This window comes from Aestuariibaculum suncheonense (assembly GCF_014596935.1).
In the GTDB taxonomy this organism is placed as follows: Bacteria; Bacteroidota; Bacteroidia; order Flavobacteriales; family Flavobacteriaceae; genus Aestuariibaculum; species Aestuariibaculum suncheonense.
In genome coordinates this window covers 37,917-51,278 of sequence record NZ_JACVXC010000007.1, presented here as the reverse complement: position 1 = coordinate 51,278, position 13,362 = coordinate 37,917, and the positions used below count along the sequence as shown (strand labels likewise).

General features: G+C 33.6%; 14 protein-coding genes and 1 tRNA gene. 8 read left to right on the top strand and 7 right to left on the bottom strand.

The window, feature by feature from the left end:
• Window positions 1-69: 69 nt before the first annotated feature.
• Window positions 70-954 carry an OmpA family protein gene (locus ICJ84_RS14935; protein ID WP_188217224.1) on the top strand — a complete coding sequence of 295 codons (885 nt, stop codon included), beginning with the start codon at window positions 70-72 and terminating at the stop codon, window positions 952-954.
• 8 nt (window positions 955-962) lie between these two features.
• On the opposite strand, the gene ICJ84_RS14930 is transcribed toward ICJ84_RS14935, so the two are convergent.
• The 3 genes from ICJ84_RS14930 to rpiB are packed head-to-tail and all read right to left on the bottom strand — an operon-like array spanning window position 963 to window position 2,811.
• Entirely contained in the window at window positions 963-1,406 is a 444-nt protein-coding gene (locus tag ICJ84_RS14930; RefSeq protein ID WP_188217223.1) for a GNAT family N-acetyltransferase, read from the bottom strand.
• 52 nt (window positions 1,407-1,458) lie between these two features.
• The gene (locus ICJ84_RS14925; protein ID WP_188217222.1) at window positions 1,459-2,376 is read right to left on the bottom strand and encodes a cation diffusion facilitator family transporter; all 918 of its coding nucleotides are present in this window, start codon (window positions 2,374-2,376) and stop codon (window positions 1,459-1,461) included.
• Window positions 2,377-2,811, bottom strand: a complete 435-nt coding sequence (rpiB, locus tag ICJ84_RS14920; RefSeq protein ID WP_188217221.1) for a ribose 5-phosphate isomerase B — start codon at window positions 2,809-2,811, stop codon at window positions 2,377-2,379.
• A 781-nt stretch (window positions 2,812-3,592) separates the two neighbouring features.
• On the opposite strand from rpiB, the gene rnr reads away from it, so the two are divergent.
• The 3 genes from rnr to ICJ84_RS14905 all read left to right on the top strand — a co-directional run bounded on the left by rnr (window position 3,593) and on the right by ICJ84_RS14905 (window position 7,469).
• Window positions 3,593-5,785, top strand: a complete 2,193-nt coding sequence (gene rnr / locus ICJ84_RS14915; protein ID WP_188217220.1) for a ribonuclease R — start codon at window positions 3,593-3,595, stop codon at window positions 5,783-5,785.
• A 139-nt stretch (window positions 5,786-5,924) separates the two neighbouring features.
• The gene (locus ICJ84_RS14910; RefSeq protein WP_188217219.1) at window positions 5,925-6,599 is read left to right on the top strand and encodes a head GIN domain-containing protein; all 675 of its coding nucleotides are present in this window, start codon (window positions 5,925-5,927) and stop codon (window positions 6,597-6,599) included.
• A 186-nt stretch (window positions 6,600-6,785) separates the two neighbouring features.
• The gene (locus ICJ84_RS14905; protein ID WP_188217218.1) at window positions 6,786-7,469 is read left to right on the top strand and encodes a LysE family translocator; all 684 of its coding nucleotides are present in this window, start codon (window positions 6,786-6,788) and stop codon (window positions 7,467-7,469) included.
• Window positions 7,470-7,585: 116 nt separating this feature from the next.
• Here ICJ84_RS14905 and ICJ84_RS14900 read toward each other — a convergent pair whose 3' ends face one another.
• From ICJ84_RS14900 to ICJ84_RS14885, 4 genes are all read right to left on the bottom strand, one after another.
• Window positions 7,586-7,990 carry a hypothetical protein gene (locus ICJ84_RS14900; RefSeq protein ID WP_188217217.1) on the bottom strand — a complete coding sequence of 135 codons (405 nt, stop codon included), beginning with the start codon at window positions 7,988-7,990 and terminating at the stop codon, window positions 7,586-7,588.
• A 100-nt stretch (window positions 7,991-8,090) separates the two neighbouring features.
• Window positions 8,091-8,165: transfer RNA gene (locus ICJ84_RS14895), tRNA-Cys, on the bottom strand.
• 226 nt (window positions 8,166-8,391) lie between these two features.
• Entirely contained in the window at window positions 8,392-8,751 is a 360-nt protein-coding gene (folB, locus tag ICJ84_RS14890; RefSeq protein WP_188217216.1) for a dihydroneopterin aldolase, read from the bottom strand.
• A 3-nt stretch (window positions 8,752-8,754) separates the two neighbouring features.
• Window positions 8,755-8,961: a zinc ribbon domain-containing protein gene (locus ICJ84_RS14885; protein WP_188217215.1), complete on the bottom strand. Its 207-nt coding sequence runs from the start codon at window positions 8,959-8,961 to the stop codon at window positions 8,755-8,757.
• 139 nt (window positions 8,962-9,100) lie between these two features.
• Between ICJ84_RS14885 and ICJ84_RS14880 the strand changes: the two genes are divergently transcribed.
• From ICJ84_RS14880 to ICJ84_RS14865, 4 genes are all read left to right on the top strand, one after another.
• Window positions 9,101-11,119 (top strand): glutamine--tRNA ligase/YqeY domain fusion protein, encoded by a 2,019-nt coding sequence (locus tag ICJ84_RS14880; RefSeq protein WP_188217214.1) that lies wholly within the window; start codon window positions 9,101-9,103, stop codon window positions 11,117-11,119.
• Between the two features lie 93 nt (window positions 11,120-11,212).
• Window positions 11,213-11,695: a DUF1761 domain-containing protein gene (locus ICJ84_RS14875; RefSeq protein WP_188217213.1), complete on the top strand. Its 483-nt coding sequence runs from the start codon at window positions 11,213-11,215 to the stop codon at window positions 11,693-11,695.
• A gap of 71 nt (window positions 11,696-11,766) precedes the next feature.
• The gene (locus ICJ84_RS14870; protein ID WP_188217212.1) at window positions 11,767-12,915 is read left to right on the top strand and encodes a GNAT family N-acetyltransferase; all 1,149 of its coding nucleotides are present in this window, start codon (window positions 11,767-11,769) and stop codon (window positions 12,913-12,915) included.
• A 71-nt stretch (window positions 12,916-12,986) separates the two neighbouring features.
• Window positions 12,987-13,208, top strand: coding sequence for a hypothetical protein (locus ICJ84_RS14865; RefSeq protein ID WP_188217211.1), 222 nt, complete (start codon window positions 12,987-12,989; stop codon window positions 13,206-13,208).
• The last annotated feature ends 154 nt before the right edge of the window (window positions 13,209-13,362 follow it).

Below are 13,362 nucleotides of genomic sequence, written 5' to 3'. Positions count from 1 at the left end.
TTTTTAGATAATATTTATAAAAATTCATTAAAAATAGTATATTTATAATCATGTCTATTGCCGCAGATTATGAATAAACTGGTAACTTTTGTACTTATATTTTTCGGTAGCCTCATACATTCTCAAAATAACATCACTCATGAAGTTTATTTTGAAACCGATAAGTATGAAGTTATTCCAACCGAAGAAAATCGTTTATTACAATTCATTTCTGGTCTGGCTGATATTGATATAGAATCCATCGCTATCTTCGGATTTTGTGATGATGTAGGTGCCGACAGTTATAATTTAAAACTTTCCAAACAACGCGCCGAAGCTATTAAAGCTATTCTTTCAAACCATGAAATTAGCGAAAATGTAATCACAAATGTTGATGGTAAAGGCGAAGTTTTATTAAGAATTGTAAACGAAACTAATGTTTCTAAAATTAGAGGTTTAAACCGAAAAGTAGAGATTATTATCAATCCCAAACCGCCTATACTTCCTAAAAAGGAAGAAGAAAAACAAAAAGTTCCTGTAGACGAAAAACCCTTAGAAACTGCAGAAGTTATTAAAGGCGAACTTAAGGTTGGTGATAAAATACGCTTTGAAAATATACTGTTTAAAACCGGGTATAGCCTTATTAATCCGGAGTCTAAAAAAACCCTTAATGACATCGCTGAAGCTCTAGTAGAACGTGATAATATTTACTTCACTATTGAAGGGCATGTGTGCTGTACACAATTTAGCAGAGATGCTATAGACCGAAAAACCAAAGAACGAAATTTATCGGTTGCCAGGGCTAAATATGTTTATGATTATTTTATTAAAAAAGGCGTAAGCAAAAAGCGTATGCGTTACTTAGGAATGCGAAGAAAATTCCCTTTAGGCGGAGATCCTAAATACGACAGACGTGTGGAAATTGTCATCAATTACATCGATGATAAAAACAAAAAATCAGTCGAAAGTGAGTAACTTAATTGCTATTCTTTTACCATGGCAATATGTGGAATATCATCTTCCAGATACGATTCTCCTACTTCAATAAAACCTAAATTATTATAAAAATTCTTCAGATAAAGTTGTGCTGAAAGCCGGATAGTCGTTTCATTAAAATGTGTTTTAATAGCCTCAATTGATGCTTTCATAATGTCATATCCGTACTTAAAATCACGCTCGTTTAAGTGCACAACAACACGTCCTATACTTGAAAATTCGAAGTAATCTCCAGGTTTAAATATACGTGAATACGCTACAATTTTACCGTCTTTAAATCCTAAAACATGAAGCGCCTTTTGGTCTTTTCCATCCACATCCTGATACACACAATTCTGTTCTACCACAAAAACTTCTGCACGTAATTGCAATACATTGTATAATTCGTGAATTGATAATTCATCAAAAGCTTTAACTTGTATGTTCAGCATAAAATCAGGATTAAAAATTAAGTTTTAGGTTATTAACAATATACTAATTTTTTTAATCTTGCACAATAATATGCTTATCGTCTGATTTCCTGAATTCTGGCTGAATATTAACATGATTGATATGATACCTTATCAACACTAAATCCTCTATTTTGTGCAAAACTTCATCGAACTCTGACAGCGTAATATCTTCGTAAAAATCGATATGAGCCTCTAAATGCACTTCATCTTCGTTAAGTTGCCACACATGCACATGATGTACATTCTTTATAGTATCGAAAGCAGAAATCTCATCAACAATTTTTTGAATAGGAATATGATCTGGAGTAAAGAGCATCAATACTTTAGTCGACGATTTCAATAAATCGTATCCCATATAAATCAGATACATGGCAATCGCTAAGGTTAAAGCACTATCTACCCAGAAAATCTGATAAAACTTCATTAACAAGCCACCAATAAGCACCGCAACACTTGCTAACATATCTGTTAATAAGTGTAAGTAAGCACTACGCATATTCATGTTAGCTTCACTATCTTTTTTTAATAGTAATACACTGATACCGTTAGCAATAATAGCTATTAACGATAACCAGATTACCAGTCCGGTTTTGATTTCTTCAGGGTGTTGAAAACGTTTAATAGCTTCAATAATTAACAACACTGCAACAATTATTAAAGTAGAAGCATTGATGAAGGCTGCTAAAATTTCGGCCCGTTTATAACCGAAGGTTCTGTAAATAGAAGCTTGTTTTTTGGAGAGTTTATTAGCCACGTAACTCACTATTAATGAGAGTACATCACTAAAATTATGAAGCGCATCACTTAATAATGCTAAACTTCCGGACACTAAACCACCAATAATTTGGGAGGCCGTAATAACTATATTTAATACTATAGATATTAAAAGATTACGGCCTTTTAAATCGTTGTGCTCATGCGCGTGGTTATGCGAGTGCCCGTGTGACATCTAGCAAGATACAGGTATTTTATCTATACGTGTTTGGTGTCTACCACCTTCGAATTCTGTATTTAAAAAGACATCAACCATTTCAACAGCTTGCTGAATCGCTGTGAATCTGGCAGGTATACATAATATGTTCGCATTATTATGACTGCGAATTAAATGTACAATCTCTTTATTCCAACATAAACCAGCACGGATTTTTTGATGTTTATTTGCCGTCATGGCTACACCATTAGCACTTCCACATATTAAGATTCCAAAATCGGCATCTTTGTTTTCAACATCGGTAGCAACCGGGTGAACAAAATCGGCGTAATCTACACTGTCGTTACTATCTGTACCGTAATTTTTTACAGTATAGCCTTTTGATTCTAAATGCTTTACGATAGCAAATTTATAATCGGTTCCAGCGTGATCGTTTCCTATAGAAATATTCATTGTTTAGGTATTAAAGTAAAATATACTGCAAAAGTACTAACTAAAAATGACTTACAGGAATTGTCGATTAGTATATTAACAACTTGTTAATACGTGTTGATACTTACTCAAAAAAAAATCATTGTTCTTTCAATTTTTTTTCCAAACAAAAACTGCAAGCATACTACCAAAAAATAACTCTACTTTTTTTAGCAAAATTATTAGACCTTAAAACAACGGATATAAACACAGATATTAAAAATAGATATTAAAAAAAAGCTGTTAGCAACGGTTATCAACAGCTGTTAATAGAGATTAAGAACCTATTTAAAACTAAGCTTTTAAGTCGGTTTATATCTGTTAACATCCCTCTAATAGCTTGTAAAGAACAAATAATCCTAATCTTACTTAAAAAAGTTATTCCAGATATTAACAGACAATAATAACAGGTATTTTTTTTAAAATTTTTTAAAAGAAGATAAATGATAATTATATGTATTGTGGATAACTCTGTTTTTCATTTCTTGTCTTATTTTTTGTTTTAGTGGTTATGGCGTATTCATATTTTCAAAGTACTTAAGTTTAAAGTTCGGGTTTTAAATTGCAGTAATCTGTTTTTGTTATCATAAGTTTTCAGGAGGTTTATAACAGGTTATTTCGATTATTAACATTCTCTAAACATTGTTTCAATTTTTAATCGTAACTTTGAAAAAGAAATAGCTGTCACTTCTGCTTTTAACCAAGCTATTTTTATAACAGATTTTCCTGTATCTTAGGAAATGAAAATGATCACAGAAATTACATGAGTAAAAAGAAAAAAAGGAAATCGAATAATGGTATTTCCAATCTATCAAATACAATTCTTAGTATTTTAAAAAAAGAAAGAAACCAGGCTTTCAACTATAAACAAATAGCTGCAAAGTTAGGAGTGAATGATGCGAGCAGTAGAAATCAAATTATAAAAAAATTACGCGACTTACAAGGGAAGAATGAAATTGAAGAAGTAGAACGCGGAAAATTCAAAGCTGTTATTAACACCGAGTATCACACAGGTATTTTAGATCTGTCTGGAAAAGGTACCGGGTACGTGATTTGTGATGACTTCGATGAAGACGTTTTTATCGCCTCAAATAATATCAATAAAGCCCTGAATGGAGATGAAGTTGAATTTTACGTTTATAAGCGTCGTAAACGCGGTAAAATAGAAGGGGAGATAGTGAATGTCATAAAACGCGAGAAAACCGAATACGTGGGCGTTATACAGCTTCATGAGAAGTATGCGTTTGTTATTGCAGACAGCAATAAAATGTATAAAGACATTTTTATTCCAATCAACAAGGTTAATAAAGCTGAAAATGGCGATAAAGTCTTGGTGCGTTTAGAAGACTGGCCGGAGAAAGCCGATTCACCTTACGGAAAGGTTATTGAAGTTTTAGGAAAACCAGGCGAACATAATACCGAAATTCATGCTATTCTTGCTGAATATGGTTTGCCGTTTGAATTTCCATACGAGGTTGAACAGTATGCTAACAATTTAGACACCTCAATTACACCTGAAGAAATTGCCAAGCGTCGCGATATGCGACAGGATTTAACCTTTACCATCGATCCTAAGGACGCCAAAGATTTTGATGATGCTTTATCCTTCACTGTGCTTAAAGATGGCTTATACGAGATAGGAATACATATTGCAGACGTGTCGCACTACGTAAAAGAAGGTACGGTGTTGGATGATGAAGCTTACGAGCGTGCTACTTCGGTGTATTTGGTAGATCGTGTGGTGCCTATGTTACCAGAAGTTTTATCGAACAATGCCTGTTCATTACGTCCGCATGAAGAGAAATATACCTTTTCAGCAGTGTTTCAAATGAACGACAAGTGTGAAATTAAAAATGAATGGTTTGGTAGAACCGTAACCTATAGCGATGCGCGTTTTGCTTACGAGGAAGCTCAGGCTATTATTGAATCGAAAACAAATGAAATTCCAGAAGACGTTTCATTATCAGGAAAAGCCTATCAGGCCGATCAAAAAATTGCCGATGCCATTTTAAAAATGGATGAGCTGGCGAAAAAAATGCGAAACAAACGGATGCGTTCCGGAGCGATTTCATTTGATAAAGTTGAAGTGAAATTTAACTTGGATGAAAACGCAAATCCAATAGGAGTGTTTTTTAAAACCAGTAAAGATGCTAATAAACTGATTGAAGAATTTATGTTATTAGCTAATAGAAAAGTTTCAGAATTTATTGGAAAACAATCCCCTAAAAAAACATTTGTGTATCGTGTGCATGATGAACCAGACGTTAGTAAGCTGGCCAATTTACAAGGCATCGTTTCTAAGTTTGGTTATAAACTGAATTTTAAAGACCGAAAAACAACATCGGCATCTTTAAACAATTTATTAACCGAAGTGGTTGGTAAAAAAGAACAAAATTTAGTCGACACGCTAGCGATTCGAAGTATGAGTAAAGCTGAATATACAACCAACAATATCGGTCATTACGGATTAGCTTTTGATTATTATAGTCACTTTACTTCTCCAATTCGTCGTTATCCGGATGTTATGGCACATCGTTTATTACAACATTATCTTGATGGCGGAAAATCGGCAAACGAAGAAGCTTACGAAGATAAATGTAAACATTCGAGCGACATGGAAAATTTAGCCACCAAAGCCGAACGTGATTCTATCAAGTATATGCAAATTAAATTTATGGAAGATCATAAAGAAGAACATTTCGTGGGTGTGATTTCAGGAGTTACCGACTGGGGAATTTATGTAGAGATTATCGAAAATAAATGTGAAGGTATGGTAAGTGTTCGCGATATGAAAGACGATCATTACGCGTTCGACCAGGATTTATATGCCATGATTGGACGTTCTACAAAAAACATGTATCAGTTAGGCGATGAAGTCGTGGTAAAAGTTAAAAACACCGATTTGGTTAAAAAACATCTCGATTTTAATTTGATTGGTAAATACGAAAATGAATAAACATGATTTTATTTTAAATATAAAAAACAGGCGCTTTAATTTTTAAGGCGCTTTTTTTATCTCTTAAAAAAATCCAAAACCAAAATTACAACGGTATAATTATTGATAAATTTACATACAAATCAAAAAACATTAAAAAATGAAAAGCTTAGTAAAAATAGTTATTCTTTGTATCACCACTTTAATTTACGCGCAGGATCCTGTTGAAACCAGTGTTGGAGAATTTAACGAACTTAAAGTTTATGATTTAATTCAGGTGAAACTGGTAAAGTCGAATGAGAATAAAGCTGTGGTTACCGGAAAGAATAAAAACAATGTGGTATTCAATAATAAAAATGGCATTCTGAAAATTAAAATGGAATTCGAAAAAATCTTTGATGGCGATGCTACTGAAGTCGTTTTGTATTATACCTCATTCGATATTATCGATGTTAATGAAGGCGCTAAAGTAGAAAGTGACGATGAAATCAAGCAATTTGAAGTGAATTTACGCGCTCAGGAAGGCGGTTCAATCAATGTACCGGTTAATGTTTCTGTAATAAATGTAAAATCGGTTACAGGAGGTATTGTTGAAGTAAAAGGAATCACAAAAGAACAAACTATTGCCCTTAGAACCGGAGGAGTTTATAAAGGCACTAATTTAGAATCACAATATGCCGATGTTTCTATTAACGCCGCTGGTGAAGGTTATGTAAGAGCATCAAAACAAGTGGATGCCACTATTCGTGCAGGCGGTAATGTGTATGTTTATGGAAAACCAACAACCATTAACGAAACTACGGTAATCGGAGGAAAGGTACATCGAATGAATTAAGAATTCTATATAAATCGAAAAGATTTATGTTAGCCACGAATACACAAGTAATAAGTGTATTTGTGGCTAATTTTTTTTTAATAGATATCTAACAGCTTAGCAATCTAAAGTCTATTTTTCTAGTAGCAAAGCGGTCTAAATTCTAAAATATATTTCTTTACTTTGTATTGAAACTCTCGCACGATTATGTTTGATGATATTTTAGCCGCTATTCCTTTTGGCGTTGTATTGGCATTTACAATAGGTCCGGTATTTTTTGTACTTCTTGAAACCAGTATAACCAAGGGTTTTAAAAGTGCCTTAATTTTTGATTGCGGTGTGATGCTTGCCGATATTGTTTTTATTCTGGTAGCATTTTTTAGTACCAATAAATTATTAGATAAAATTAAAGACGATCCTAATTTTTTAATTTTTGGAGGCGTTTTACTGGTGGTCTATGGTATTATTTCATTCATGAAAACCTCAAAATCCTTTAGAGAAATTGTTCGCGAATATCACAAAGTGGAAATTAAAAAAGGCTACGGAAAGTTATTCTTAAAAGGCTTTCTTTTGAATTTTATAAATATTGGTGTGTTGGTAGGCTGGGTGGCATTTATTGTTTTAGGGAATTCCTTAACCACTTCAAAAGACGGTGTTGTTGTCTTTTTAGCAACGATTTTAATCGTGTATTTTTTAATCGATTTGGTAAAAATTGTAATTGCTAAAAAACTTCGTCATCAGTTAACCCCGCGTTTAATATTTAAAACCAAAAAAATTATTGCTTTAGTTATTTTAGGTTTTGGTGTGTTATTGCTTATCCAGGGATTCTTCCCGAAAGAAAAGGAATTGATTAAGGAAAAACTGGAACAGATTAATCCTGTTAATAGGTAGGGTTGAAGTTGTTTTTTTTAGGATTTCAGCTAAGAGTATGTAGAAGTTTTAAAGAAAATTTAATAACCAAAACTGACCTATAAACTTTCTTTTAATTATATACTAAGTATTGCGTATTAGATTTTATTATCATTTGAATTAAACTTCATTTTTTGTTTGTAAATTTTTAATAAAGTTATTCCATATAAAAGTAAAAATGGGATTAAGGTCAGAAAGAAAACATTGTCTCCTTTGTTTTTATAATGGGTAAATACAGTATTAATATGAGAACAAATTGGAATCATAAGGATTACACCACCTACCAAAAACAAATATAAATCATACTTGTGAAATGATTTATACGAACTGTATAAGAACAATATTAAAATTACTAAAATTACTCCTGCCTGAATTATTGATGAAATATTTCCTAAAAGTCCTAAAATGAGATATAATCCAAATGGACCACCAATATGAGGACCAGACCATGTAATCAGAAGAAAGGATATTACGGTTAATATTTTCAATATTTTTAAACTCATAAATTGATTTTCATGGTTTTATTTTAAACCAATTTACACATTTTTCTTACGACCAAAAATATAAACATAAAAAAACCTTCAAGACATCTTGAAGGTTTTTTGGAGGTGTCGAGCGGATTCGAACCGCTGTAGCAGGTTTTGCAGACCTGTGCCTAAGCCCCTCGGCCACGACACCAATTTCAATATGTTAAATCTACAAAAAATAGATTACATACACTTAGTTAAAACATAAACACCTTGCAGTGCCCATTATTGCTAAGCGGTTGCAAATGTAAAAAAAAATAAGACTTTACAATAACTTAAAATTAATTTTTACACGATTATCGAGATTTATAGATTTTCACGATGGTTGCTAGATTAAAAATGGGTTTTCTTAAAAGTCCAACAGGCTAATCTTTAAGTTATTTTCTTCTGTCCATCATTTTAATAGTAACCTTCTCGACATCGCCACCAATAGGAGGGTTCAGTTTACTTACCCAAACCGTAGCTTTTCTAACCATAGTGTCTTCCTTAAAAATACGATCTAAAATACGCCGTGCTACCGTTTCCAGTAAATGCGAAGGCACAGCCATTTCTTCTTTTATAATACGGTTCAGTAATACGTAATCTACCGTATCTTTTAACTGGTCCGATTTAGCCGATGGCTGTAAGTCGGCTTTAACTTCTAAATCAACAAGGTAATCGCTACCAATTTTAGTTTCTTCTTTTAAACATCCGTGGTAAGCAAATACACGAATATTTTCAACTTTAATAATGCCCATAGTTTATGTGAATAAATCAAAAATATTACTCAACGCGCTGGTACTGGTTTTATAGAATTCGGTATAGGTACAATTCGAGCAGGTTACAGAGGTAAATTTCTTGTTTTGAACATCAAAAATTTTCGATAATGTCCCTCCGGTTGCACGTATTTCACCAACTTCAAAAGTGGTATTAGCACATTTAGGGCAAATGTAGTTAGTATTTTTCATTGTTTATAATGGGTTTTCTAAGATTTAAATGATTAGTAACATTAAGTTAAATTTTGTTACGCTTCCATTAGGATATTCATTCATAATAACTTGTTTTTATGTAATTTTGAGCCTTATTTAGTTGAAATAAATTTCAAGTATGTCTGAAGAAAGAAAATCGCTCAATTTTTTAGAGCAAATTATAGAAGAAGATTTGGCTAATGGCATGCCAAAAAGCAACCTAAGATTTCGTTTTCCACCAGAGCCAAACGGGTATTTACATATAGGTCACACGAAAGCCATTGGTATTAGTTTTGGTTTAGGTGAAAAATATAACGCACCCGTAAACCTGCGTTTCGACGATACCAATCCGGCTAAAGAGGAGCAGGAGTATGTTGATGCGATTAAGGAAGATGTGGCTTGGTTAGGTTACAAATGGGATAAGGAATTATATTCTTCAGATTATTTTCAGCAGCTATACGATTGGGCGGTTCAATTAATAAAGGATGGAAAAGCCTATGTCGATTCACAAAGTAGTGAAGCCATGGCTGAACAAAAAGGTACGCCTACGCAGCCAGGGGTTGATGGTCCTTACAGAAATCGTACAGTAGAAGAAAATTTAGATTTATTCGAACGTATGAAAGCCGGTGAGTTTGAAGAAGGCGAACATATATTACGTGCTAAAATTGATATGCAGCATCCTAACATGTTGATGCGCGATCCTATTATGTACCGTATTTTAAAGAAACACCACCACCGTACCGGAGACGACTGGTGTATTTACCCAATGTACGACTGGACGCATGGGGAAAGTGATTATTTAGAGCAAATATCACATTCGTTGTGTTCTTTAGAGTTTAAACCACATCGTGAATTATACGATTGGTTTAAAGATCAGGTTTATGATTACAGCAAAGCGGACTATCCGCTATTACCAAAACAACGCGAGTTTGCCCGTTTAAACTTAAGTTATACCATTATGAGTAAACGTAAGTTATTACAATTGGTGAACGATAAAGTGGTTGCTGGTTGGGACGATCCGCGTATGCCTACCATTTCAGGGTTACGTCGTCGTGGTTATACACCTGCTGCACTTAGAAAGTTTGTAGAAACTGTTGGAGTCGCTAAACGTGATAATGTAATAGATGTGTCGCTTTTGGAATTCTGTATTCGTGAAGATTTAAATAAAACAGCGCCTCGTGTTATGGCAGTTTTAGATCCGGTAAAAGTGGTTATTACCAATTATCCGGAAGGTAAAGAAGAATGGTTTGATGCGGAAAACAATCCGGAAGATGAAACGGCAGGTTCAAGAAAAGTACCGTTTTCAAGAGAACTTTATATTGAAAAAGACGACTTTAAAGAAGAAGCCGGAAGTAAGTTTTTCCGTTTAAAGTTAGGCGGTGAAGTGCGCCTTAAGAATGCATACATTATTCAAGCGAATGATGTCGTGAAAGATGCTAACGGAGAGATTACAGAAATTCATTGTACCTATTCTGAAGACACCTCTAAAAAAGTAAAAGGTACCTTACACTGGGTATCGATTAAGCATGCCGTTAAAGCTGAAGTTCGTGAGTACGACCGTTTGTTTATGGACGAGGCTCCGGATAGTCATCAGGATAAAGATTTTATGGAGTTTTTAAATCCGGATTCATTAAAGATTATTGAAGCCTATGTTGAGCCAAGTCTGGTTGAAGCCAAAGTTGGCGGACGATTCCAGTTTCAGCGTTTGGGCTATTTTAATGTCGATAACGATGCAGCTTCAGATAAACTCGTCTTTAATAAAACCGTAGGATTGCGTGATACCTGGGCCAAGCAAGCGGCACCGGTAAAGCAGGAAGCAAAACCACAAAAAACGAAACCACAACATCAGGCACAAAAGAAAAAAGCGATTGATGTAATTCAGCAATTGGGTAAAAAATATACCAATTTGCCAGAAGCGAAACAGGAAAAAGTTAAAGCTGAAATTTTAGAATTAGCTAAAGATGTTACCTATGAAGAACTTCAACCATTATTTAATACTGCGGCTAAAAAAGTAGGAACCCGCATTGCTGTGGCTTTAGCTTTAGGGGTATTAATTGATAATGGTTTAGAAAAGAATACCGAAGTTCAGGAATTCATTGATAAAGCTCTAGAAGACAGCAACGCTGTTTTAGTATCAGAAGTTGAAAATTTAAATTAATAGATCTTTCAGATCGAGCGGAGTCAAGACCATATGTAAATTCCATAATAATTTTAGCTATATTTAAAGTATCTAACTGTAACTAAAATTATTATGGAATTTAATTTTTTAGCAATTATTGCTGCAACATTTTCAGCTTTAGTCGTAGGGTTTGTATGGTACCATCCAAAAGTGTTTGGGGCGGCCTGGATGCAGGCTGCCGGACTAAGCGAAGCCGATATGAAAGGTGCTAACATGGCTAAAATTTTCGGTTTGTCAATCTTTTTTGCCTTCTTATTAGCCTTTATTTTGAACACAATCGTTATTCATCAAGCTGGTGCGGTAAGTATGGTTGGTGGTGATCCTTCAATAGCATTGCCATCATTTACTGCTTTTATGTCAGATTACGGTGATGCGTTTAGAACCTATAAGCACGGTGCTTTACACGGTGTTATAGCAGGTATATTTATCGCTTTACCTGTTATTGGAACCAATGCCTTATTTGAACGAAAAAGTGCTAAATATATTCTCATTAACAGCGGATACTGGATTGTAACTTTAGGAATTATGGGTGCTATTATTTGTGGATGGAAATAAAATTGTAATTTTCAAGATATTTAGAGACTGAAGGGATATACTTCAGTCTTTTTTATATTGTTTTAGAATATATGTATCAAATTTACAATGCTGTTGCTCACTTACCAGATGCCTGGGATGTTTTAACCAAACATGATATTTTTCTTCAGTCTGCCTACTTAAACGCTTTGGAAGCATCGTCACCAAGTAACATAAAATGGTATTATATTGGTGTTTTTAAAGAGGAAAAGTTAGTTGGTGTGGCTATTATTCAGCGGGTGCAGTTGTATGTAAAAGATATGTTCCGAAATAATCAGGTCTCCTGTGTAAAAGACTTTTTAAAAGATCAGGTCTCTAAAATTTTAAAAGGGAATATTCTTGTGGTTGGAAATTTAATGCATACGGGACAGCACGGTATCTATTTTAGGCAAACCGAGATGTCGCAAAATCTGTTTTTAACTACAGTTTTCGATGCTTTAAAAGCAATTGAACAGGATATAAAGAAGCTGGAAAATAAAACCATACGCTCCATTGTTTTTAAAGATTATTTTGCAGAAGATGGAATTCATAACGAAAAGGAATTTTTTAATAGTCATAATCTATATCAAGTCACAGTACAACCCAATATGATTATGGAAGTGCAATCCAATTGGATTCAATTTCAGGATTATATTTCAGAGTTGAATAAAAAATATAGAGACCGTTATAAACGAGCCAGAAAAAAACTCAATAGTATTACAAGTCGGGAATTGAACCTAGAAGCTATTAAAGCTCATCAAAGGGAACTTTATCACTTGTATTTAAATGTTTCTGAAAATGCCCAGTTTAATACGTTCATTCTTTCTGAGCATCATTTTTATCATTTAAAGCTTCAGCTTAAAGATGATTTTAAAGTATATGGGTATTACTTAAATAATGAATTGGTTGGATTTTATACCTTGATTTTAAACGGTAACGTTTTGGAAACCTATTTTTTGGGTTACGATAAGGAGCACCAGTACCCGAATCAGTTGTATTTGAACATGCTTTACGATATGGCTCAGTTTGGTATAAACCATCAGTTTAAAACTATTGTTTATGCCCGAACGGCTATGGAAATTAAAAGTTCCGTTGGGGCCGAGGCGAAACCTATGGTGATGTATTTAAAGCACACCAATTCTATTTTAAATGCTGTTTTAAAACAGATTTTCGGTTTGATGAATCCTAGGCAAGACTGGGAACCTAGGCATCCTTTTAAGTAGTGTTAAAGTGTTTTGTTAAGTAGTTTAAAATTAATAACTTAATGGTGTTGTTGATTTTAAATTGTAATATTATGAAACCTTTTACTAAAACACTTTCAAAAATATCTCATCTTATTCGGTATATAGAAACCGATTATCCTGAATTGTATCAGCATTTAGATGAAAGTCCGGTTACACTTACTGAAAATACAGGGGCAAAAATGGATATGGATTCTATGCAGAATTATTTGGATACTTTAAAAAGTATTTTACATCATTATAAGCTTGAAAAAGGTATTATTGCTGCTTCATAATCGGGCTAATTTGTTTTTTCGAGTTTGTAGATATCAGAACGTATTTAAAAACCTGTCTAAGTGCGTTTGGCTGTTTATGGCTGTTTTCTTCATTTTATTTCAGTAACTTTTGCACTTCAAAAGCGCCCATTATATTTTAGTTCTAAATTTTATA

What these genes read in the sequence shown, in the direction of transcription:
- ICJ84_RS14935 (WP_188217224.1), top strand. Translation starts at nt 70, where the DNA reads ATGAATAAACTGGTAACTTTTGTACTTATATTTTTCGGTAGCCTCATA.
- ICJ84_RS14930 (WP_188217223.1), bottom strand. Translation starts at nt 1,406, where the DNA reads ATGCTGAACATACAAGTTAAAGCTTTTGATGAATTATCAATTCACGAA.
- ICJ84_RS14925 (WP_188217222.1), bottom strand. Translation starts at nt 2,376, where the DNA reads ATGTCACACGGGCACTCGCATAACCACGCGCATGAGCACAACGATTTA.
- rpiB (WP_188217221.1), bottom strand. Translation starts at nt 2,811, where the DNA reads ATGAATATTTCTATAGGAAACGATCACGCTGGAACCGATTATAAATTT.
- rnr (WP_188217220.1), top strand. Translation starts at nt 3,593, where the DNA reads ATGAGTAAAAAGAAAAAAAGGAAATCGAATAATGGTATTTCCAATCTA.
- ICJ84_RS14910 (WP_188217219.1), top strand. Translation starts at nt 5,925, where the DNA reads ATGAAAAGCTTAGTAAAAATAGTTATTCTTTGTATCACCACTTTAATT.
- ICJ84_RS14905 (WP_188217218.1), top strand. Translation starts at nt 6,786, where the DNA reads ATGTTTGATGATATTTTAGCCGCTATTCCTTTTGGCGTTGTATTGGCA.
- ICJ84_RS14900 (WP_188217217.1), bottom strand. Translation starts at nt 7,990, where the DNA reads ATGAGTTTAAAAATATTGAAAATATTAACCGTAATATCCTTTCTTCTG.
- folB (WP_188217216.1), bottom strand. Translation starts at nt 8,751, where the DNA reads ATGGGCATTATTAAAGTTGAAAATATTCGTGTATTTGCTTACCACGGA.
- ICJ84_RS14885 (WP_188217215.1), bottom strand. Translation starts at nt 8,961, where the DNA reads ATGAAAAATACTAACTACATTTGCCCTAAATGTGCTAATACCACTTTT.
- ICJ84_RS14880 (WP_188217214.1), top strand. Translation starts at nt 9,101, where the DNA reads ATGTCTGAAGAAAGAAAATCGCTCAATTTTTTAGAGCAAATTATAGAA.
- ICJ84_RS14875 (WP_188217213.1), top strand. Translation starts at nt 11,213, where the DNA reads ATGGAATTTAATTTTTTAGCAATTATTGCTGCAACATTTTCAGCTTTA.
- ICJ84_RS14870 (WP_188217212.1), top strand. Translation starts at nt 11,767, where the DNA reads ATGTATCAAATTTACAATGCTGTTGCTCACTTACCAGATGCCTGGGAT.
- ICJ84_RS14865 (WP_188217211.1), top strand. Translation starts at nt 12,987, where the DNA reads ATGAAACCTTTTACTAAAACACTTTCAAAAATATCTCATCTTATTCGG.